Genomic DNA, 19,906 nt, shown 5'->3' on the forward strand with positions numbered 1-19,906 from the left:
ATCAAAACCTAAATGGAAAACTTAATGGAGCGGATGTAGGCTCCATGCTGGTCCATTCCACATGGATGATCGTATTTTGACTTCCTTCCGGCAGTTGGTACATGAGTTTGAAAAGAGCTTCAGCAGGGAAGGGTTGAGAATTGACATCCATAAACTTGGGGAAGCTAGCCAGGAAAGAACCTCGGTCATCCAAGGAATTGGAGGTGAGTTCGGCCACCTTTGCTGTAGAAGTTTCCACTTTGGTAAAATACCGTACCCCATCTCTTACCTGAGTCAGTTCAAACTTTTTTCCAATTCTGACCAATCGATCCTGATAGTCTACCGGATGGGGAATATTTGCCCAAAGTACATTTTGGAATATTTCCAGCGAGAGTTTGAGTCCATACAATCGCTCAAACTCCTGATAGGTCAGGTTGACATCGTCACGTCCTATCCGATCCCGAATCTGTATTTTCTCTTGAGTGAAAAATCCTCGGATGGCTTCCATGCCCATGCCCGGAGACATGGTAAACCAGAGGACACTGTCTTTCTTTGCCCTTAGGCTAAGAGTCCCTCGTGTGATTTTTCCAGACTCTTCCTCGATGACAATTTTGGCTTTGGCATTTAGGTAGTCATAATCTGCATTACGGGGAGTGAAGTCAGTCATGCCCTGATCTCCTTCATAAAGGACTACTTTCCTGGCGCATCCGGCAGACACCACCAAAAGAATCAAAAGGGAGAATGCAAAAAATCTATTCATAATATTTCCTGTCGCTAATTTTTTTTGAAATAAGTTCAGAAGCTTCGTCACTTTCCGAGGCTTTCTTCCACCAGCTTAAAGCCTCAGAAACTTTGCCAAGATGAAACAAAATATCTCCGTAATGCTCCAACAGTACTCCGCTTGGGTCGGATTCGTTTGCAATTGCCTTTTCCATAAACGTCAACGCCTCCTGATAATTTCCCATCTGAAATAAAACCCAGGCATGTGTATCGAGGTAAGTAGAATTGTCCGGAAATCTTTCGACCACTTTCCCGGACATAGCGATGGCTTTTTCCAGGTCCTTTTTTTCGAGGGAAAGGAAATAGGCAAAGTTGTTCAATACTTGTTCGTCATTGGGGTTGAGTAGGAGCGCTCGATCGAAGTAGTGGAATGCCGAATCTTTTTTCCCTAAATTAAAAAGACTATTGCCCAAAGATCCGAAAGCCACTTGGTCCAGTTGAGAATTCCTCCCTTGATTGAGTCCGATTGCTTTGTTGAGTGAGTTGACGGCCAAAGAGTCTTTCTTTCTGGCAGACTTCACTACCCCGTCATAAAACCAAAACTCCGCTGCTTCAGGGAATTCATCCGTAGCCATGACCGTGAAGGTTTCCAGCTTGGCGAAATCAGCATTTTCCCCAAACGAATTCAGAATGACCTGCTCTAGGAGGCTGGCATTTTTTGGATTGGATTGGAGGGATCTTTTATACAATTCCACAGCCTCCTCCATGTTTCCTTGCCTTTTCTTTCGTTCACCTGCTGCTTCCAATACCATGGCTTCCTGCGGGTGGAGGTCTAGCATCAGGCTCTCCATCTGATCTAGCAGAGAATCTCTTTGGCTGGTCTGCATTTCGGAAAGAATGGAGACAAAAGTCTTAGCTTTGACCTCAGGATCCAAGTCAGGATTGGCAAAAGCAGAAATCAGGTACACCTGAGCCTTTCCTTGCTGCCCTTTTTCCTTGAGTAGCGTGTAGGCAGCCATTCTAAGTTCGGGTTGATTGGGGAATTTCTCCATTTCTTCCTCGACCAAGGTGAGCGCTTGATCCAATCGTCCGTTGTTGTACAAGATTTCTACCTGATTGAGGACGTAGGTAGGATTTCCCGGGTAGGCATCGATGAGTTTTTCTCCCTCTGCCAAAGCCTGGGCAAGGTCATTTTTTCTCAGATAGATCCTTTGCTTTTGCATAGTGAAAGGCTCCCGGACTCCGTAGTATTCCTCTGCTCGATCCAATACCACCAAAGCCTTGTCAAATTCACCTGCTTGTAAGTAAATCGAAGCGAGATCGAGATTGTATTGCTGATTTTTTTCGGAATCGGCGGTGAGTCTATCCAGGATTTCAGCGGCTTTGAGCGGCTGCTTGAGTTGAGTGTAAATCTCCGCCACAAGGAGGGCATAATACTTGTTTTCTGGATCTGTCTCCACCGCCCGATTGGCATAGGGTAGTGCTTTTTCAGCCTGCTCGGACCTGACCAATACTTCTGCAATCTTGTAATGAATGGCTGGTTCGTCGGGAGAAAATTCCAATGCTTTTTGCAAGTAGAAAAAAGAACGCTCCAAATCTCCCAAGACAAGGGCTTTTTCTCCTTCAATGAAGTAGCGGCTTCCTTTGGTTTGGTTTTCGAGTCGTTTGGCTTCTTTTTTGGAAATTTTATCCTGTGCAAATCCTGCGGAAATGCCTAGAAAAAAGAAAAAACCAAGAAGTATACTGGGGGTAATTCTCACGTGCGGTCTGTAATGCAGCATCTCAGCACAAACATAATGCCTTTTATGAAATAGAATGGAAGTTTTTGGACTAACTGACAGATGCAGTTCAACTTCTTTTAAACGAATTGGTCAGCTTGGAAAGTTCGCTTTTTTCCAAGTAGAGGACCAATCCCAAAAAGAGCAGTATGAGACTGTTTTTAGCAAGGAACCCCAACCAAAAATTTTCAAAAGGAAGGGAAAAACCCAAGTAACTCAAGCCAAACGCCGTCAGCAAATAGAGAATCCCTTTTGCAGTTTGGTAAGGAATGGGGAAATATTTTTGACCAAAGTAATAACAGATTATGGTCATCACTGTGTAGCAAGCAAGGGTGCTCATCGCGCCACCCAAGTAGCCGAGCTTGGGAACAGCCACCAAAATCACCACAATACTCACCACCGCACCCAAGGCAGTAATCCAAAAGCTGTACTGGGTGTGGTCAGTCAGCTTAAACCAAATCGAAAGATTGAAATAGACACCCAAAAGCAAATAACCAAATAGCAGCATGGGGACGATAACAAACGCTTCAGCATATCCTTCGCCCTTGATGAAAAGGGGCCCGATCCAGTTCAGATTGACCGAAATGGCAATCATCAAAAGCGTACAAAACAGAATAAACGCATGCATCACCCGGGCGTAGAGCTGGGGGGAGTTTTTGTCTGAGGATTGTCTGAAAAAGAAAGGTTCAGCAGCATATTTGAAAGCTTGAATCACCAGATTCATCAAAATAGCCAGTCTGAATGTGGCACCAAATACGCCCCCTGCTTCCCGGGGATTTAACCCTGAGTAAAACTTGTCTGGAATGGTGTATTCAAATAAAAGTCTGGAAACCAGTTCGTTAGTCACTCCTGCAAGCCCCATAAATAAAAGGGGCAGGGAATACTTCCACATCGGGAAGAGAATTTTTTTGTCCATGGAAAAACGAAAAAATCCTGCTTGCCACCAAACGAAAGGAATGATCAGTCCATTGGCTATCAAGTTGGCTAAGAAAATATACTCTACTCCCCAATCCATCCTATAGCCAAGAAATCCACCCGGTAACAGGCCGTTTTGGATCCAGTTGGGCATCCAAATGATCAAAAGTAGATTGAGTAGGACATTGAGCAGAATATTCAGGAGTTTGCTACCAGCAAAAACCAAAGCCTTGTTCTCTAACCTCAGTTTTGCAAAAGGAATAGCCAAAACTGCATCAAAAGTCAAAATCAAGGCAGTCCATCTGAATAAATAGGACTGTCCGGGATAGTCCATAATCTCCGCAATCCACGGTGCCAATAGAAACAAACCTGAGCCCATCAGCACCGAACTGGTCACGAGCAGGGATTGGGTGTTGGCATAAACCTGCTGCGGATCAAGATTTTTGCCGGTAGAAAACCTAAAAAAAGAGGTCTCCATACCGTAAGTAAAGACAATATTCAGAAAACCAATCAGTGCATAGATCCCAGTGAAAGCACCCAAGTCGGCTTTGCTGAGATAACCTGTGTAGACGATGATCAGCAAAAAATTAATGGATCGGCCGAGAATGCTGCTCAGGCCGTAGACTGCGGTCTGTCCGGCAAGTTGTTTTAAATTGCTCATGGGGAAGCTAGGAGCTTACTCCCCTTTGAAAACGGGCTTTCTTTTTTCCAAAAAAGCAGAGGTACCTTCTTTGTAGTCGCCTGATTTGACACATCTTGCAAAGCTGTTGGCTTCGGTTTGGTAGCCGTTTTCTTCGGGGAGGAATGCAGCATTGACACAATCCACTATCATGCCAATAGCCAAAGGGGCCTTGCTCATGATTTTCCCCACCATCTCCTCTGCCTTGGCGATTGCCTCGGCTTTGGTAGGCAGGACGTAGTTGACCAAACCAAGGCGAAGGGCTTCATTGGCATCCACCATGTCTCCGGTCATCATGAGTTCGTTGGCTTTTCCCCTTCCTATCAGGTGTGTCAGTCTCTGAGTGCCTCCGTATCCGGGAATGATTCCCAGATTGACTTCAGGCTGTCCAAATTTTGCGTTGGCAGAGGCTACACGCATGTGGCAGGCCATGGCCAATTCGCAACCACCTCCCAGAGCGAAACCGTTGGTTACGGCCACAACTGGTTTGTGGCAGTTTTCAATCATGGCAAAGATTTCCTGGCCATTTTCGGCAAACTTCCGGGCATTGACTTCATTGAGATCAGCAATCTCGCGGATATCGGCTCCGGCGACAAAGGCCTTCTCTCCAGCCCCGGTGATGATGACAGCTTTGATGGATTTATTGTCTGCCACTTCTTCAAAAATGCTCTTGATCTCTTCCAGTGTGGCGAAGTTGAGCGCGTTGAGTTTGTCTTCCCGGTTAATGATGAGATAGAGAACTCCGTTTTTTTCTTCGGTCAGGATATTTACTAAATCTGCCATTGAAATGGGGGATGTTGGAAAACAAATATACAGTCAGGGGACTCAATGCCAAATCGAAGGGAAATATTTATCCAAAAACTGTTAGGCGAAGCCCTGTAGCTCAGGGAGATTTATGGGTTGGATAAAGTATATTCATGGATTAGGAAGGCCTGCTTCATTCATTTTTCCTTACTTTTGCGGCAGTTAATCCAAAACTAAACAATAACTTCTATGTCCTCCAAAAGAAAAATTACGGTTGCCTATGGTGATGGAATCGGTCCGGAAATCATGAAAGCCACCCTGGCGATCCTGGAAGCGGCCGGTGCGCAGCTGGAATACGATGTCATTGAAATAGGTGAAAAAGTCTACTTGAAAGGGATCAGTTCCGGGATGGAGCCAAGGGCTATTCAGTCACTTAGAGAGACCAAAGTTTTCTTGAAGTCTCCGATCACTACTCCCCAGGGTGGAGGTTTCAAATCCCTCAATGTGACTACCCGTAAATCTTTTGGTCTGTTTGCTAACGTAAGACCTTGTAAAGCTTACTCTCCTTTTGTCAAAACCCATTTCCCCAAAACTGACTTGGTCATCATTCGGGAAAATGAGGAGGACCTCTACGCAGGGATCGAGCACAGACAAACTCAGGAAGTTTACCAGACCCTCAAGCTTATTTCAGAGCCGGGTTCGGAAAAAATCATCCGATATGCTTTTGAATATGCCAAAAAATATGGCAGAAAGAAGGTCACCTGCATGACCAAGGACAATATCATGAAACTGGCCGATGGGCACTTCCACAAGAAGTTTGATGAGGTAGCCAAGGAATATCCTGAAATCCAGACTGACCACAAAATCATCGATATCGGAACAGCCCTTATTGCTGAGAGACCGGAAATATTTGACGTGATTGTGACCCTGAATTTGTATGGGGACATTATTTCCGACGTAGCAGCTCAAGTTACGGGTTCGGTAGGACTCGGAGGCTCTGCCAATGTAGGAGAGGAAGTAGCAATGTTTGAGGCTATCCATGGTTCTGCTCCGGATATTGCAGGACAGGATATGGCCAATCCCTCCGGATTGCTCAACGGGGCCATCATGATGCTGGTCCATATCGGGCAGCCGGATATCGCAGAAATAGTAGCCAATGCCTGGATGAAAACCCTCGAAGATGGCATCCATACCGGAGATATCTATCAGGATGGGCTTTCTACCAAAAAGGCCGGTACGCAGGAGTTTGCTCAGGCTATCATCGAGCGACTCGGACAAAAACCGGAGAAAATGACTCCTGTCACCTTCTCCAAGGAGGATACCGAGCCCATGAAAATCAGATTGACTTCGAAAATCAAAGCGAAGAAAGAGCTGACCGGGGTGGATGTGTTTATCGACTGGGATGAAGAAGGCAGAGATCCAAACGTAATCGGTGACCGACTCAGACAAGCCAATGCCAACGGGCTACAACTTCATTTGATTACCAACCGAGGTGTGAAGGTTTTCCCTGAAGGACTAAAGGAAACCTTCTGTACCGACCACTGGAGATGTCGATTCAAAACCGATGATGGAGCCCCAATCACCCACTGGGATGTGTTAGACTTGCTCCGGCAGATTAAGGATCTGGGCTTTGACTTTATCAAGACTGAGCATCTTTACACTTTCGATGGAGTCAGAGGTTATTCCTTGGCGCAAGGGGAGTAAAGGAAATACGAATTTTGATTTACGAGTTACGAGGTTTGAAAGAGCCTTTGAGGTTTTTGAAAGCTGGAGGCTTATAGAAAAAATCGAGCGTCGAGCTTCTAACACTGAATAATGAAGTTAAGGGGAGAGGAAACTTTCCCCTTTCTTTTTGGAAGGATTTTCTAATTTCAAACCATAAATTTCAAATCATCCATGTCCCGACGCGTTCTCATCATCACGTATTACTGGCCGCCAAGCGGTGGCTCGGGAGTGCAGCGTTGGTTGAAGTTTGCCAAGTATTTGCCAGAGGCAGGCTGGGAACCTGTGATTTTTACGCCCGAAAATCCGGATTTTGATCTTAAAGATGAAAGTCTGGAAAAAGAAATCCCCACTCATCTGGAGGTAATCAAATTCCCGATTTGGGAACCTTACCAGCTTTTCTCCAAAGTGAAAAGAAAATCCAAAACCCATCCTGGAAGATTGCTGGAGCAGAAGGAAAAGGGTTTTTTGGAAAAAGCAGCCATTTGGGCTAGGGCTAATTTGTTGGTGCCTGACCCTAGGGTGTTTTGGGTGAAGCCATCGGTGAAGTTTTTGACTGATTTAGCTCAGAGTGGGCAGTTCCAGGCCATCATTACCACCGGCCCCCCTCACAGCATGCATCTGATCGGGAGAGACCTCAAGCGAAAGACAGGCCTGCCTTGGATTGCTGATTTTCGGGATCCTTGGTCGCATTGGGAGTTTTTGGACACGCTGCCGATGACATCCAGAGTAAGGAAAAAGCATCAACTCTTGGAGGAAACTGTTTTGAAGGAAGCGGATGCAGTAATGACCATTTCTCCCACTTTTCAAATGGATTTAGAAAAATTGGCCAAAAGGAAAATTCACCTGCTGACTAATGGATTTGACCCTTCAGACATTCCGGATGGCTTTTCTCCAAAAGAAAAACAAGCTGGAGTTCTTCATTTGGTTTATTCTGGGGTGATAGACTCGATCCGGAATCCGACTCCTCTGCTCAAAGCATTCAAGGAAGAGTTTGCGGAAACAGGAGAAGCCGTCAGCCTGACTTTTGTGGGGAAGGTGTCTGAGCAAGTTCGGGAGTTTGTAGCCCAGGATGCTTGGTTGGCAGATCGGGTCAGTTTTCCAGGATATGTCAGCCACAGGGAGGTTTTTGGGTTTTATGCGCAAGCTGATGCTCTAGTCCTGATCCTCACGGATACTAAAAATGCCCAGGGAAATATCCCCGGGAAGCTATTTGAATACATGGCAACCCGTGTTCCCATTTTGGCTTTGGGAGACCCAAATGGGGATTCGGCTCAGATTATTCAGGAAGGAAAAGCCGGGAAAGTTATTCGGCATGATGATTTTGTGGGTATTCAGGTGGCTTTGAGGGAGCTGATGGATTCTGGAATAGCAAATAAAGATGGCGCCGATCTGGATCGTTTTTCCCGAAGATCCCTCACCTTTGATTTAGCTCAAATTTTGGATGAAAATACCGTTTCTTGATCTAGGCCGAATGGATGAAACCTTGAAGTCACGGTTAAAATCGCGATTTTCAGAGGTGATGGAGGCTGGGGTTTTTTCAGGAGGGAAGGAAGTTCAGGTCTTGGAAGAATCAGTTTCGAGCTTTTTAAATTCCAGGCATTCCATTCCCTGCGCCAATGGGACCGATGCTTTGGAATTGGCTCTTCGGGCTTTGGGAATCGGCCCAGGAGATGAGGTCATTGTACCTGCGATGACTTGGGTGTCTACCGCCGAATCGGTGATTCTGGTAGGGGCAAAACCAGTTTTTGTGGATACGGATGAGCAAGGTTTGATTTCAGTAGACTGGCCAAATGCTATCACTCCAAAAACCAAAGCTATCCTTCCGGTTCACCTATATGGAAAAATGGTGGACATGAAGCCATTGATGGAAAAAGCCAAATCCCGTCAACTTTTTGTGATTGAAGATGCGGCTCAAGCTTTTGGCGCTTTTCAAAACGAAAAATCAGCCGGAACCTGGGGAAATGTAGGCTGCCTGAGTTTTTATCCGACCAAAAATCTAGGAGCATTGGGAGAAGCAGGAATGTGCCTGTCGCAAAACCCTGAACTGGCTACAAAAATCAGACTCCTGCTCAATCACGGGCAGCCCATCCGGGATGAGCACGAACTGGTCGGAAGAAATAGCCGAATGGATACGCTGCAGGCGGCTTTTTTGAATGTGATGCTGGAGGATTTTGAAAAAAATCAGGAAAAGAGAAAAGCGATTGCTAAGCGATATCTGGAAGCGTTTAGTGGAATTCCCGAACTGACTTTACCGGATGGGATTTTAGCGGAGGATCATAATGCTCACCTTTTTGTGATCCAAACCGAAAGAAGGGATAAGCTGAAGTTCTATCTGGCGGAGAAAGGAATTGGGACAGCTATTCACTATCCGATGATTTTGCCGGATATGAAGCCTTTTTCTCAAACCGGAGATTTTAAGGATTCCAGAAGGTTGGCTCATAGAGGGCTTTCCTTGCCACTTAATCCCTTTTTGACTTCTGCCGAGACAGAGGAAATCATTCGGGAAGTTCGGCGATTTTTTTAGGTCTGAAGAGATTGTTATCAGCAATTGCTTCTTTTTTTCTATTTTCCCTCATGTCCTTCACCCAAGAGCCAATCTTTATTGCAGGTACGCTCTGCATAGCTGTGTTTTTTGCCCAATGGCTAACCCGGTTTTCTTGGGGAAAAACCGTCGGAACCCCGATTTGGGTCATCTTGATCTGTGCCTTGCTCTCCAACCTGAGTGTGATTCCGAGTGCCATGGAAGGAAGTCCGGTGTATGATGGGGTTTTCCTTTATTTGGCACCTCTGGGGATTTTTATCGCCTTGTTGGAGGTGGATTTGAAAAGTTTGAAAAATGCCGGATTACCACTTTTGGGCATGTTTTTATTAGGTTCGGCAGCAACTGTCGCCGGGGTTCTTATTTCCTGGTATTTGGTGAATCCGGAGGTGAAAATCGGGGAACTTGCACCGGCAGTAGCGGGTATGTATACCGGAACCTATATCGGCGGATCGATCAATTTCAATGCGGTAGCCCTACACTACAAGGTAAATGAAGCGGGGAATCTGTTTGCAGCCACTACCGTTGTCGATAATCTGATCGGTACGCCCTGGATTATCGCTACGTTGATTTTACCCAAATACCTGCAGAAACTATTCCCTCGAAAGAAACTCGCTTCTGCCCAAAACGGGGAGAAAATCCGGACAATCGAGCACATTTCTATATCTTCTTTGGCTTCGATTTTGGCTTTAGGCTTATTGGGCATGGCAATTAGCAAGGTGCTGGTGACTTGGTTTCCTCAAGTGCCTGAGATCATCTTCCTCACCACCTTGGCCTTGATTCTGGCTCAATTTCCTTCTGTTCAACAACTATATGGAAAGCAAACTTTTGGCTTTTTCTTTATTCTGATTTTCTTGGCAGTCATTGGGACACTATGTGATTTTGGAGCTTTAGCAAAAACGGGGGAGTTGGCGGGAACGCTGATGCTATTTGTTGGGCTTTTGGTATTGATCCACGGGGTAGTTTTGTTTGGGATAGGAGCCTTGCTGAAGATGGATTGGGACGTGCTTGCGGTAGCCTCTCAAGCCAATGTGGGTGGAAATACCACGGCTTTGGCTGCGGCAGAGAGTCTGAATCGGCCCGATTTATTGATTCCCGGGGTGCTGGTGGGGAGTTTGGGAAATGCACTCGGAACGTATGTTGGGTTTGCTGTGGCGGGGATGCTTTGAAGTATCCAGTATCAGGTATCTAGTATCAAGACATAAGACACAAGAATTATCAATTTCCAATGAGCAATTTTCAATTTTCATGGAATTGATGATGTTAAAAATTCCTGATAACCAATAACTCAATTACCAATAACCAATAACCCAAAATACCATGGAATCCAGCTTGCTTACAGAATTGTTTTTGCCCTTATCCTTGGCCGTGATCATGTTTGGAATGGGGTTAAGCCTTACTCCGGCTGATTTTAAGCGGATTTTGATTTACCCCAAGGCAGTTTCTCTGGGATTATTCAATCAGATCATTTTGTTGCCGGCAGTTGCTTTTTTGCTTGCGCAGGCATTTGATCTTTCCCCGGAGTTGGCAGTAGGATTGATGATTTTGGCAGCCTGTCCCGGCGGTGCTACGTCTAATCTGATTACTCATTTGGCCAAAGGGGATTCTGCACTCTCGATCACCTTGACTGCCTTTTCTTCCTTGATTACCGTTGTGACCATTCCATTTATCGTCAATTTTTCAATTGGCTACTTTATCCCGGGGGGAGAAGAGTTAAAGCTGGAGATTTTGGGGACGGTGGTGGCGGTTTTAGCGATCACCATTATTCCTGTGGCGATTGGAATGTTGGTGTTGAAAAAAGCTCCTGAACTGGCTAGGCGTTGGGATGCTCCCTTTCGGAAGATTTCTGCCGTATTTTTTGTGATCATCATCATCGCGGCTATTTTGAAGGAAAAGGACAATCTGGTTCAGTTTTTTATCGAAGCCGGACCAGCTTCTTTAGCTTTGAACATAGCTACTTTAGGTTTGGGATATGGAATTGCGAAGATGGCGGGGTTGAATTTCCGACAAAGTCTCACCATCGCTGTAGAGTCAGGAATTCAGAATGGTACTTTGGGAATCACCATCGCAGCCACCTTGATTGTCAATTCGGTGATGACCATCCCTTCGGCGATTTACAGCCTGATTATGTTTGGTACGGCGGCTGTGGTGATTTTTTGGGGAAATAGGAAGAGGAAAACTCAGGCTTCGTAGATCGCTTTTAGTCGCTGGGTTTCCATGGAGGCTTCCTGGATGATTTTTGGTAAAAGAAAAAGCGAAACCCAAGCTATAAGCAAAGCAGCCATAGTAATCCAAGCCATAATTCCTTGAAAGCTCAATTCCATGGGGATCTTGGGGCCCATCAAAAACCGCATTCCCTGAATAGAAATATGGATGATCAAATTAAACCCACCAAAGAAACTCAGCCCATGCTTGAAAGTCGCGTAGTTTTTAAATTTTTTCCCTACTCGATGAAAGTAAATCAAGAAAAGGACCATTGAGATCATCAGCCCAATCACCGCCCAACCCGGTGCGGTGAGACGCTCTCCAAAAAAGGTAAAATTCTGACTGACCAAATGAAAGCTCCAAGCGAGTAGGATAAGATAAATTACCCGATAGGAAGTCACTAAGCTTCTCAAACTCGCCCAATATCGGCTCCAAAACCTCTTTCGGATGCTTTCTCGGTAGGAATCCGCCAAGTCAGCAAAGCCAAAAATCCCGAATTCGGCGTGGGTTTTTCGGAAAGCATCCTCCAAAGACAATTTGGGATTTTCGTCCATCAGCACTTCGATCCGACAGGCCACATGATCCAAAATCTCGTATTGCACGTCGATTTCCTCATAGCCTTTGATGGAAATGAGTTTTTTGAGTGTGGTGATTTGGTCAGGAGAAAGTTTCATGTCCATTGGACCTTTTTTAACTTCCGGAATAGGTTGGCATAGCCTGAACAAAGGATAAAGGAAAAGCAGGCAGTCATAAAAAACAAAAGCGGTTTAGGATTCGCTCCAGTCCATGCCAGCCACTCCAGTCGGAGAAAGAACTGGGAAAGAGAGGCGATAAAGAATAAGACATTTGCCGAGGTCAATACCTGAGAATTGCTGAGGTATTTGTTTTTCCAGAGTCCCAAAACGAATCCTCCATAACAGGTAATCAAGAAAGCAGTTTTGAGTGCTTTCTCGGCAGTTTCAGGGGTGTAAGTTGAAAATACATTGATAAAGGAGCCGATAATCAAAGTCATCCCGACGGTTTTGACCATAATTCTCAGGTTGCCCAAATTGCCCAACAACTCTTTCAAGGAACTGAAGTGCGACTGAATCAAAAGATTTCGCTGAAACTTACTTGGATTGATCTCCGCCAAGGACTTTTGGAGTAAGCTTTCAAATTCTTCTTCATCCTTGATTTCCGTTTCGATTTTGCAGGCAATATGGTCAGTCAGCTCGGCCCGGATGTCGGTGTAGTAGACTTGACTTGAGCTGATTTTTCTCCGAATTCTATCCAATTGAGTAGATGAAAGTGTTCTCATATCAAAGCAGTTTTGGATTTGATTTTCCAGGCTTCATAGACTGTAATAGCATGAATATAAATGATAAAGCAAAAGCCAATGGATAGATAATTCACCAATTCATCAGAGACCAATTGATTCGCTTTAAGTATTCTAGGAATATTGAGGCAGATATTGTAAAAATGAAAAGGCAAAGTCAGGTATGTGATAAAATACGAACTGTAAAGCGAGTTGATTTTAAGACCAGAATCCTTGAATGTGGATTTAATGGGCTTTAGCTTTTGATGAGTCCTAAACAAAACCATAGCCAGAAACCCTGTTAGGTAAATCAGAGGTACTGAGAAAAGGATAGCCAATTGTAATTTACTGGTGAGAAGATTGATCAATAGAGTGATTCCGCCGATTAGTAATAGGGTAATGAAAAACTTTGGCCAAGAAAAATAACTTTTGATCAGATTCCACTGGATTTTCCTTACCGTTTTATTCAGATTTTTTCTGAGGTTGTCTTGAAGCTTTGCACAATACCTCTTTGACCATTTTAAGTTCAGCGAATTCAATTGAACTTCAAATTGCTCTTCGGGGAAGCTTTCCAAATGACTTAAAAAGTGATCATATACTTCCATCAGAAGTTCGGCAGAGTTTATCCCCTTTTCGGATATGGCCATTTGGACAAGCTTGAGTTCTTGTTCGGAAAGCTTTCTCATTTATCAAAAGTTAAAATCCCAATTCCGGCTTCAATCCCGGATTGATGATGCGTTGCATACTCTCGACAAAAGCCTGAAGCTCGGCGAGCTTGGAGCTCACTTCTTTTTGCCCATCCTTGGTCAGGCTGTAGTATTTCCGGACCCGATTGTCCACTTGCTGGATTTCGGTGGTGAGGAGTCCTTCGGCTTCGAGCTTGTGCAAGGCAGGGTAGAGGGCACCTTCGGTGATTTTGATCTCCCCGGCTGTGAGTTCCTTTACTTTTTGTGTGATTTCGTAGCCATACATCTTTTCATTTTCTTCCAGCAGCTTGAGGATGATGGTTTGAAGACTTCCTTTGATCAGCGCGTTGCTTGACATGGTGTTAAGTTTGATTCGAATATATCAAAATCTTACATACATAAGAAGCTGAGGTATATTATTTTTTTCAAAAAATTTGCTGCTTGCCGCCATGATTTCCATCCGAAAAGCAATTCCTTCAGATCTAGCTGACTTGCTCCACATGGCCCGAACGGCCTTTTTGCAGGCATTTACCGCCGGAAATAAGCCTGAAAATGTAGAAGCCTATCTTGCTGAAGCCTTTACGTTAAATCAATTTGAAAAGGAGCTGGCCAATCCTGCTTCTACCTTTTTTGTGGCAGAATTGGAAGGCGAAATTATCGGGTATACCAAAGTCAATCAGGTACCTGCACAGACGGATATTCATGATCCAGAAAGTCTGGAAATCGCAAGGCTGTACGTTTTAGAGGAGCATTTGGGCAGTGGATTTGGGAAAAGGCTACTTGATACGGCCATTGACTTTGCGAAGCAAAACCAAAAAAAATACCTCTGGCTGGGCGTGTGGGAGCATAATCCCCGAGCGATCCGCTTCTATGAGAAAAATGGCCTTCGCATCTTCGGAAGCCATCCTTTTCCATTCGGTGACGAGATTCAGACAGATTACCTGATGCGCATTGACTTTTGAAAATAGACCTGATCAAATCAATGGAACATTTTTCCGGGAACAAACCTTTAAGTTTGTGACTTCTTCTAAAAATCAAGTCTCACATGATTAAGGTCGTTTTTCAAATTGTTTTTCTTCTCGGAATTAGTTTTACCATTTTGGCCCAGGAAAAAGAACCCACAGTAATTCTCATTTCTCTGGACGGATTTAGATACGATTATGTGGAGCGATTCAAGCCGGAGAATATCTCCAGATTTATCTCGGAAGGGACTCAGGCCCAATCCATGATCTCTTCCTTTCCCTCCAAAACTTTCCCGAACCACTACACCATCGCCACCGGTATGCGTCCTGAGCGGCACGGAATCGTGGACAATACCTTTTACGATCCTGAGAAAGACGAAGTCTATGCGATCGGCAAGCGGGAACTGGTGACGGATGGATCTTGGTACGGAGGCACTCCGCTTTGGGTGCTTGCGGAGCAGAACGGTATCAAAGCCGCAAGCTATTTCTTTGTAGGTTCAGAGGCCGCTATCCAAGGAGTCAGGCCTAGCTACTATTACGATTATGACGGGCGGGTGAATAACCTGACCCGTATTTCCAAAGCCTTTGAATGGCTTCAGATGCCGGATTCCATTCGGCCGAGGATGATTACCATGTATTTTTCCGACATGGATGATATTGGGCATCGATATGGACCAAGTGACGAAGAGCAAATCGGAGCCCGATTGAAAAAGCTGGATGCCGAACTCGGGGCGCTTTTTGAAGGGGTAAAAAGCTTGGATCAAGAGGTAAATATCATTATTGTGTCAGACCATGGAATGGTGGATGTGACTTTGGAAAATCGAATTTTGCTGGATCAGCTGGTGGACGGAATCAAAGCCCGAATAGTCAATAGCGGGGCTTTGGCGCATGTGTACCTTCTAAATCCAGGGGAAAAAGAAGCAGTCAAACAACAGCTATTGACAAAAAAGGGGCGATTCAAGATCGTTGATCCGGCTGATTTGGAGTACTATGGTGACTTATCTACTCATGCCGATCGGATTGGGGATTTGATCATTTTAGCAGACTTAGGCTTTTACCTTGCCAATGATCAAGGATACCTCGATGTGGTGGCTAGGAGAATGCGAATGGATGGTTCTACAGCACGTGGGGAGCATGGTTTTGATCCCAAGGAGAAAGAAATGCATGCCATCTTCTATGCCAAGGGACCTCAGATCAAATCGGGATTGACCATTGATTCCTTTGATAACATTCATGTGTATCCCTTGATTTGCCAATTATTGGGTTTGCCTATTCCTTCGGATATCGATGGGAAATTGGAAGTGCTACAACCTATCCTCAAATGAACAGAATCCCTATCCAGTCCCGAAAGGAAGTTGATTTTTTGGTTAGAAAGTTTTACGGGAAAGTTCGTGAGCATGAGCTTTTGGGGCCAATTTTCAATCAAATCGTCAAGGATTGGGATCACCATTTGATTCATCTGTCGGATTTCTGGGAAATGATTCTGCTTCAGACCGGTCCGGGGCGTGGAAAATTCAATCCGGCGCAGGTTCATCGGGAAGTTGATGTGTCGGTAAATTACACCATCGACCAAGCTCATTTTGGGAATTGGTTGGAATTGTGGTTTGCTACTGTCAATCGGTATTTCGAGGGGGAAACAGCAGAATATGCCAAGGAACATGCCCGAAGAATGGCTCATATGCTTTTTATGAGAATTTGGGAAGCAAGACAAGCTATCCCTCCCAGCAGCTAGCAGCACTAGTGTGGATTAGGTTAGTCTGAATTTTTGTATGGTGAAAAAGAAGGATAAAATTCCTAACTTTTAATGCTGATCGAATTTTATCAACCCATGCAAGCACGTCTAACCCTAAGGATTCTAGTTGTAGCCATAGCCTTTTCTTTTTCTCTTCAGGAGCTTTTGGCGCAAAGTGAAAAGCGGCTTTTTGATTCCAATGAGGTTCTTGAACTGGATATGTCCATATCCCTAAAAAAGCTAAGAGTTGAGACCAACGATTCTACTTTTATGACTCAGGATATCTCTGTCAATGAAGAGGGTACTTGGGAAACCTATCCTTTTGAAATCAGAACCCGAGGAAATTTTCGACTTAAAAACTGCTATTATCCTCCCACCCGCATCCGAATGGCAAAAGATGATGCCAAAGGGTCTATTTTTCAGGGAACCAGAAAGTTGAAATTGGTCCTTCCCTGTGCGAAAGGGAAGAATTCCGGCAACTATGTAGGAAAGGAATACTTGGCTTACAAGATGTATGAATTAGTCACTGATTACTATTTCAGAACCCGATTGGTCAAAATGAAGCTGACCAATCTGGATGATAAAAAAGGGGAGCAGGAGGAGCTTTTGGGCTTTGTGATTGAGGATGATGACGATGTTGCCCAACGATTTGACGCTGAGATCTCTGAGAAGAAAATTCCACCCAATATCATGGAAGATACCGCCACGGTTATTCATGATTTCTATCAGATGATGATTGGCAATACGGATTGGTCAGGGCTGTATCAGCATAATCAAAAAGTAATGATCGTAGGTCAAAAGACGATTTATCCACTTGCCTATGATTTTGACATGTGCGGATTGGTCAATCCTCCCTATGCTCAGGTTAATTCAGCAGTGCCCATTAGCAAAGTCACTGAAAGGCTTTACAGAGGATTTTGTAGGGATGAATCTTTATTTCAATATGTAAGGCAGCATTTTCTGGACAAGGAGTCGGAGCTTATGGGCTTGATTGACCAATATCAAGACCTGTATACTTCCGCAGATTTGAAAGCGATGAAATCTTTCGTTTCCGAGTTCTTTGTTATGCTGAAATCTGACAAACTTTTCAAGGATAGAATAGTCAGTTCTTGTAGGAATTTGGATGGGAGCTACTCTTTTTAGGAAAAGGACTGTTTTTGTGTCCAAAAAAGATTAGCGCCAAAGCCAAGTTGAAATGCCCACTGGAACCCTTTGGTTTACTCTTTATTTCCGGATGAAATGGAATTTGCAATAAATGCTAAAATCAAATTCCTGATTTATATTTTTAGACTGATTTTCCTTTCGGAATTAGCCAACTTAATCCAAGCAAAGGAAAGGTAATTCTACTGATTTTTGAATGATTGTTTTACCTAAAATCCAAACCAGTCAGGTATCTTTTTTCTACTTATTTTTTCCTTTCCCTGCTTTAATCCAATTCAATCATATCATTCCCGTTTCAAATGTAAAAGAGTAAAATATAGTGACTAATTCGTGAATGAAGGATTTGATTTTCTGTATGACTATTAAACATGGACATATTTAACCCCCAATCCTTACTGTTATGAAAACCAAGATGAATCTCTCAAAAATCATTCTTTCCGTATTTCAGGAATTTGGAATTCCTACCACAGGAAGTCAAAAAAAGAGAAAATTTTATTCAGAAATAGCTGTCGATCGAATCTATGTTGAAGGTATTCTCTTTGAATTAGAGACCCGATTAGGAGTGATCTTGGACGAGGAAGATAATTATCAAATCCAATCCCCCTTGGACATCATAAGGTCCTTTGAAAATAAGCTCTCAAAGATCCCGGCCAGACCAAATCTAACCCATCTCAGGAGGAGGGGGCAGGCTTTCCAACGCCTTCAGGCCTAACTTTTGGAATGAACCGAGGCACTCTCTTTTGGTAATTTTTGTATTCCGGATATTTGGAGGCGCTTATTTCTTCGCTGAAGTTGGAGCTCCCTTGAAATAGAATCAATAACAACATCGCTCCCACAATGGACCAGTTGATCCAAAGACCGGAAACTGCTACTGAAAAGAAGTAAAAGCAGACCCAGATTCCCTGCTCTCCAAGGTAATTGGGATGACGGGAAATTGCCCAAAGACCTTTGTCTAAAAAGCCCTTAGCAAAGTCTCCATGAAGCAGCTTTCCTTCCCGGATTAATCTCCATTTTTCACTTTGATAGTTCCAGTGCTGTTCATCTGCGATAGTTTCAAGGACTAGAAAAAAGAGCACTCCAGAAGTCACGATCAATTCCCAAATACCGAGAGCTGCCCCATCAAATTGCAAAGAAACCAGCATAGGGAGAGTAAAGAGAAGGATGAGTATATTCTGGTAGCCAGAAATGAAGAACAAGTTGAAAAGAGTCCATTTCCAACGGGGCTGGAATTCCGGTTTTTTCCTCAAAATTTCCCACCGGTAGTCTTCCTCACCTTCCCAAAACTTCCATCGATAAGCTCCTTTTCGGGCAAAGTTGTAGGTAAGTCTGACTCCCCAGGCAGTGACCAAAGAGGCCATCAAAATCATTCTGGGACTGAAATCCCCATAGTAGGCCATCACCCAAGCATAGATTATCGGCAGGATACTCCAGTATTTATCCACTTGGCTGTTGTTGTTGGTCAATTCCCCGACGATAAAGCAGTAAGCTATGGAAAATCCACAGATATACATCAGCACTTTTAGGACTTCCCACTCTTTCTCTCCCAGTGGGATTCCGAATAAATAGGTAAAAACAGGAACAACCAGTATGGTGAAAATCAGAATAATTGCGGTTTGGAGGATTTTCATGCAGTTGTGGATTTTTGATGAAAATAAGTCAAAACCTAAAAAAACCAAATAATAGGAGAAGAGAGAGTCTTCTCAAGGCTTACCGCAGAATTCTTTTGTCAAGTGTCAAAGGATAGGTTTTTGATTCTATCAAGTGAAAATCCTTCGAATTAGGATTGATTACAAAGTTTAAGGAGCTAGGGTCGACTACCGAAGGCACTCCAAAACAAGTGATTCCAGAGTTGAGTAGATTTGTGCCGTACTCCATTGAAGGTTTGGCTGCAGGGATCTTGTTCCAATCTCTGGGTAGTTCAGTTTCACCTGGATAAAAAATAAGATGGTCGGGAATTTCAAATTCCATGACAGAATAGAGCAAATACCGCTCTGAGGATAGGATTTCAGAGTCTATGGTAAGCCTTTCCAGTAAACAGGCAGAGATGCTTGCTCCTGTATAAATCGCTGGCGTTCCTTGGAGATTCCATCTTCCACCATACAGTTTGGCTCCTTCTCCACTTGCATCACAAAATGGAGTCAGTGCGATTCGATAGGCCTTCATTACTCAGACTGCAATTCCGTGCTGAAGTCTTAGGATCTCTGTCTTGAGAAGTGATATCCCTTCGGATACGTCGATTAGATCTAGGGGAATGCGATTACCGAGGGTAAAAAGTGGTCGCTCCATCCAGCGACGGAATCCATCCCTACCAAAATAATTGATCCCAATAGCATACAGCTCAGCCAGCTGATAGAGCTTTTCGGACTGACCTGTGTCAAATACTTCCTTGCGCTGCAGGGTCTTGGCAGAGACCCCCAAAGCGTCTGCCAAGGTCTCATAGTCTAGGCCTGAAAGTGCTTTGAAGCTTTCAAAGGCACTCTTATCCAGGCCACTTCGAAATGTGTCCAATCGGGAGAGTGGCTCGTTCAAGTCAGCTAAATCTATTCTTAGAATGTCTCCTACGCTCATTTTTGCTTTTTGGTAAAGGGCTACCGCCGGCTCACTTACTTTAGATAGTTTCTTTGCCATGGTATTTATCGGTAATTTGTCCATTAAGATAACGTAATTTGTCCGAAAATGATTCTTCTTCTTAACCTTTTTTTATCTAAGTGGATCAGTACAAACAGAGATTTTCCTATGACCTTGGATTACTTTTTATCACACCACATAGCGTCTTCCTGACTTCGT

General features: G+C 44.1%; 21 protein-coding genes. 10 read left to right on the forward strand and 11 right to left on the reverse strand.

Translation table 11 applies throughout. From position 1 onward, the window contains the following. Window position 1: 1 nt before the first annotated feature. From lolB1 to AAA943_RS15890, 4 genes are all read right to left on the reverse strand, one after another. A complete protein-coding gene (lolB1, locus tag AAA943_RS15875; protein ID WP_338225257.1) occupies window positions 2–739 on the reverse strand; it encodes a lipoprotein insertase outer membrane protein LolB1 in 738 nt (245 codons plus the stop codon). Further along, the gene (locus AAA943_RS15880; RefSeq protein WP_338225258.1) at window positions 732–2,480 is read right to left on the reverse strand and encodes a tetratricopeptide repeat protein; all 1,749 of its coding nucleotides are present in this window, start codon (window positions 2,478–2,480) and stop codon (window positions 732–734) included. The genes lolB1 and AAA943_RS15880 overlap by 8 nt, the downstream gene beginning before the upstream one ends. 67 nt (window positions 2,481–2,547) lie before the next feature. Beyond that, window positions 2,548–4,053, reverse strand: coding sequence for a lipopolysaccharide biosynthesis protein (locus tag AAA943_RS15885; RefSeq protein ID WP_338225259.1), 1,506 nt, complete (start codon window positions 4,051–4,053; stop codon window positions 2,548–2,550). A 15-nt stretch (window positions 4,054–4,068) separates the two neighbouring features. After that, the gene (locus AAA943_RS15890) at window positions 4,069–4,854 is read right to left on the reverse strand and encodes an enoyl-CoA hydratase/isomerase family protein (protein WP_338225260.1); all 786 of its coding nucleotides are present in this window, start codon (window positions 4,852–4,854) and stop codon (window positions 4,069–4,071) included. A gap of 210 nt (window positions 4,855–5,064) precedes the next feature. On the opposite strand from AAA943_RS15890, the gene AAA943_RS15895 reads away from it, so the two are divergent. The 5 genes from AAA943_RS15895 (at window position 5,065) to AAA943_RS15915 (ending at window position 11,272) form a co-directional block, all read left to right on the forward strand. Then, window positions 5,065–6,519, forward strand: a complete 1,455-nt coding sequence (locus tag AAA943_RS15895) for an NADP-dependent isocitrate dehydrogenase (protein WP_338225261.1) — start codon at window positions 5,065–5,067, stop codon at window positions 6,517–6,519. Window positions 6,520–6,711: 192 nt separating this feature from the next. Further along, entirely contained in the window at window positions 6,712–8,001 is a 1,290-nt protein-coding gene (locus AAA943_RS15900) for a glycosyltransferase family 4 protein (protein ID WP_338225262.1), read from the forward strand. A 22-nt stretch (window positions 8,002–8,023) separates the two neighbouring features. Next, window positions 8,024–9,064, forward strand: coding sequence for a DegT/DnrJ/EryC1/StrS family aminotransferase (locus tag AAA943_RS15905; RefSeq protein WP_338225263.1), 1,041 nt, complete (start codon window positions 8,024–8,026; stop codon window positions 9,062–9,064). Between the two features lie 50 nt (window positions 9,065–9,114). After that, window positions 9,115–10,248 carry a DUF819 family protein gene (locus AAA943_RS15910; protein WP_338225264.1) on the forward strand — a complete coding sequence of 378 codons (1,134 nt, stop codon included), beginning with the start codon at window positions 9,115–9,117 and terminating at the stop codon, window positions 10,246–10,248. 151 nt (window positions 10,249–10,399) lie between these two features. Continuing rightward, window positions 10,400–11,272, forward strand: coding sequence for a bile acid:sodium symporter family protein (locus AAA943_RS15915; protein WP_338225265.1), 873 nt, complete (start codon window positions 10,400–10,402; stop codon window positions 11,270–11,272). Here AAA943_RS15915 and AAA943_RS15920 read toward each other — a convergent pair. From AAA943_RS15920 to AAA943_RS15935, 4 genes are read right to left on the reverse strand one after another with little or no spacing between them, the layout of a single operon-like run. After that, on the reverse strand, window positions 11,260–11,958 hold the full coding sequence (locus AAA943_RS15920) for a hypothetical protein (RefSeq protein WP_338225266.1): 699 nt from the start codon (window positions 11,956–11,958) through the stop codon (window positions 11,260–11,262). The genes AAA943_RS15915 and AAA943_RS15920 overlap by 13 nt on opposite strands. Next, entirely contained in the window at window positions 11,955–12,581 is a 627-nt protein-coding gene (locus tag AAA943_RS15925) for a hypothetical protein (protein ID WP_338225267.1), read from the reverse strand. Before AAA943_RS15925 ends, AAA943_RS15920 begins: the two co-directional genes overlap by 4 nt. Then, window positions 12,578–13,264, reverse strand: a complete 687-nt coding sequence (locus tag AAA943_RS15930; RefSeq protein ID WP_338225268.1) for a hypothetical protein — start codon at window positions 13,262–13,264, stop codon at window positions 12,578–12,580. Before AAA943_RS15930 ends, AAA943_RS15925 begins: the two co-directional genes overlap by 4 nt. A gap of 10 nt (window positions 13,265–13,274) precedes the next feature. Then, on the reverse strand, window positions 13,275–13,622 hold the full coding sequence (locus AAA943_RS15935; protein ID WP_338225269.1) for a PadR family transcriptional regulator: 348 nt from the start codon (window positions 13,620–13,622) through the stop codon (window positions 13,275–13,277). Window positions 13,623–13,713: 91 nt separating this feature from the next. Here AAA943_RS15935 and AAA943_RS15940 point away from each other — a divergent pair, with 91 nt between their 5' ends. The 5 genes from AAA943_RS15940 (at window position 13,714) to AAA943_RS15960 (ending at window position 17,831) form a co-directional block, all read left to right on the forward strand. Then, the gene (locus tag AAA943_RS15940) at window positions 13,714–14,226 is read left to right on the forward strand and encodes a GNAT family N-acetyltransferase (RefSeq protein WP_338225270.1); all 513 of its coding nucleotides are present in this window, start codon (window positions 13,714–13,716) and stop codon (window positions 14,224–14,226) included. 83 nt (window positions 14,227–14,309) lie between these two features. Further along, window positions 14,310–15,551: an alkaline phosphatase family protein gene (locus AAA943_RS15945; RefSeq protein ID WP_338225271.1), complete on the forward strand. Its 1,242-nt coding sequence runs from the start codon at window positions 14,310–14,312 to the stop codon at window positions 15,549–15,551. Continuing rightward, a complete protein-coding gene (locus AAA943_RS15950; protein WP_338225272.1) occupies window positions 15,548–15,958 on the forward strand; it encodes a group III truncated hemoglobin in 411 nt (136 codons plus the stop codon). The genes AAA943_RS15945 and AAA943_RS15950 overlap by 4 nt, the downstream gene beginning before the upstream one ends. A 96-nt stretch (window positions 15,959–16,054) precedes the next feature. After that, window positions 16,055–17,101 (forward strand): hypothetical protein, encoded by a 1,047-nt coding sequence (locus tag AAA943_RS15955; protein ID WP_338225273.1) that lies wholly within the window; start codon window positions 16,055–16,057, stop codon window positions 17,099–17,101. Between the two features lie 418 nt (window positions 17,102–17,519). After that, window positions 17,520–17,831: a hypothetical protein gene (locus AAA943_RS15960; RefSeq protein ID WP_338225274.1), complete on the forward strand. Its 312-nt coding sequence runs from the start codon at window positions 17,520–17,522 to the stop codon at window positions 17,829–17,831. Here the strand turns inward: AAA943_RS15960 and AAA943_RS15965 are convergent. From AAA943_RS15965 to AAA943_RS15975, 3 genes are all read right to left on the reverse strand, one after another. Beyond that, window positions 17,791–18,747, reverse strand: coding sequence for a DUF1295 domain-containing protein (locus tag AAA943_RS15965; RefSeq protein ID WP_338225275.1), 957 nt, complete (start codon window positions 18,745–18,747; stop codon window positions 17,791–17,793). The genes AAA943_RS15960 and AAA943_RS15965 overlap by 41 nt on opposite strands. 79 nt (window positions 18,748–18,826) lie before the next feature. Further along, on the reverse strand, window positions 18,827–19,282 hold the full coding sequence (locus AAA943_RS15970) for an RES family NAD+ phosphorylase (protein ID WP_338225276.1): 456 nt from the start codon (window positions 19,280–19,282) through the stop codon (window positions 18,827–18,829). A gap of 3 nt (window positions 19,283–19,285) precedes the next feature. Continuing rightward, the gene (locus AAA943_RS15975; protein ID WP_338225277.1) at window positions 19,286–19,747 is read right to left on the reverse strand and encodes an antitoxin Xre-like helix-turn-helix domain-containing protein; all 462 of its coding nucleotides are present in this window, start codon (window positions 19,745–19,747) and stop codon (window positions 19,286–19,288) included. Window positions 19,748–19,906 lie beyond the last annotated feature (159 nt).

Source organism: Algoriphagus confluentis (genome assembly GCF_036245625.1).
Lineage (GTDB): Bacteria > Bacteroidota > Bacteroidia > Cytophagales > Cyclobacteriaceae > Algoriphagus > Algoriphagus confluentis.

What these genes read in the sequence shown, in the direction of transcription:
- AAA943_RS15880 (WP_338225258.1), bottom strand. Translation starts at nt 2,480, where the DNA reads ATGCTGCATTACAGACCGCACGTGAGAATTACCCCCAGTATACTTCTT.
- lolB1 (WP_338225257.1), bottom strand. Translation starts at nt 739, where the DNA reads ATGAATAGATTTTTTGCATTCTCCCTTTTGATTCTTTTGGTGGTGTCT.
- AAA943_RS15885 (WP_338225259.1), bottom strand. Translation starts at nt 4,053, where the DNA reads ATGAGCAATTTAAAACAACTTGCCGGACAGACCGCAGTCTACGGCCTG.
- AAA943_RS15960 (WP_338225274.1), top strand. Translation starts at nt 17,520, where the DNA reads ATGAAAACCAAGATGAATCTCTCAAAAATCATTCTTTCCGTATTTCAG.
- AAA943_RS15895 (WP_338225261.1), top strand. Translation starts at nt 5,065, where the DNA reads ATGTCCTCCAAAAGAAAAATTACGGTTGCCTATGGTGATGGAATCGGT.
- AAA943_RS15930 (WP_338225268.1), bottom strand. Translation starts at nt 13,264, where the DNA reads ATGAGAAAGCTTTCCGAACAAGAACTCAAGCTTGTCCAAATGGCCATA.
- AAA943_RS15955 (WP_338225273.1), top strand. Translation starts at nt 16,055, where the DNA reads ATGCAAGCACGTCTAACCCTAAGGATTCTAGTTGTAGCCATAGCCTTT.
- AAA943_RS15940 (WP_338225270.1), top strand. Translation starts at nt 13,714, where the DNA reads ATGATTTCCATCCGAAAAGCAATTCCTTCAGATCTAGCTGACTTGCTC.
- AAA943_RS15970 (WP_338225276.1), bottom strand. Translation starts at nt 19,282, where the DNA reads ATGAAGGCCTATCGAATCGCACTGACTCCATTTTGTGATGCAAGTGGA.
- AAA943_RS15900 (WP_338225262.1), top strand. Translation starts at nt 6,712, where the DNA reads ATGTCCCGACGCGTTCTCATCATCACGTATTACTGGCCGCCAAGCGGT.
- AAA943_RS15915 (WP_338225265.1), top strand. Translation starts at nt 10,400, where the DNA reads ATGGAATCCAGCTTGCTTACAGAATTGTTTTTGCCCTTATCCTTGGCC.
- AAA943_RS15945 (WP_338225271.1), top strand. Translation starts at nt 14,310, where the DNA reads ATGATTAAGGTCGTTTTTCAAATTGTTTTTCTTCTCGGAATTAGTTTT.
- AAA943_RS15965 (WP_338225275.1), bottom strand. Translation starts at nt 18,747, where the DNA reads ATGAAAATCCTCCAAACCGCAATTATTCTGATTTTCACCATACTGGTT.
- AAA943_RS15910 (WP_338225264.1), top strand. Translation starts at nt 9,115, where the DNA reads ATGTCCTTCACCCAAGAGCCAATCTTTATTGCAGGTACGCTCTGCATA.
- AAA943_RS15925 (WP_338225267.1), bottom strand. Translation starts at nt 12,581, where the DNA reads ATGAGAACACTTTCATCTACTCAATTGGATAGAATTCGGAGAAAAATC.
- AAA943_RS15950 (WP_338225272.1), top strand. Translation starts at nt 15,548, where the DNA reads ATGAACAGAATCCCTATCCAGTCCCGAAAGGAAGTTGATTTTTTGGTT.
- AAA943_RS15975 (WP_338225277.1), bottom strand. Translation starts at nt 19,747, where the DNA reads ATGGCAAAGAAACTATCTAAAGTAAGTGAGCCGGCGGTAGCCCTTTAC.
- AAA943_RS15920 (WP_338225266.1), bottom strand. Translation starts at nt 11,958, where the DNA reads ATGAAACTTTCTCCTGACCAAATCACCACACTCAAAAAACTCATTTCC.
- AAA943_RS15890 (WP_338225260.1), bottom strand. Translation starts at nt 4,854, where the DNA reads ATGGCAGATTTAGTAAATATCCTGACCGAAGAAAAAAACGGAGTTCTC.
- AAA943_RS15935 (WP_338225269.1), bottom strand. Translation starts at nt 13,622, where the DNA reads ATGTCAAGCAACGCGCTGATCAAAGGAAGTCTTCAAACCATCATCCTC.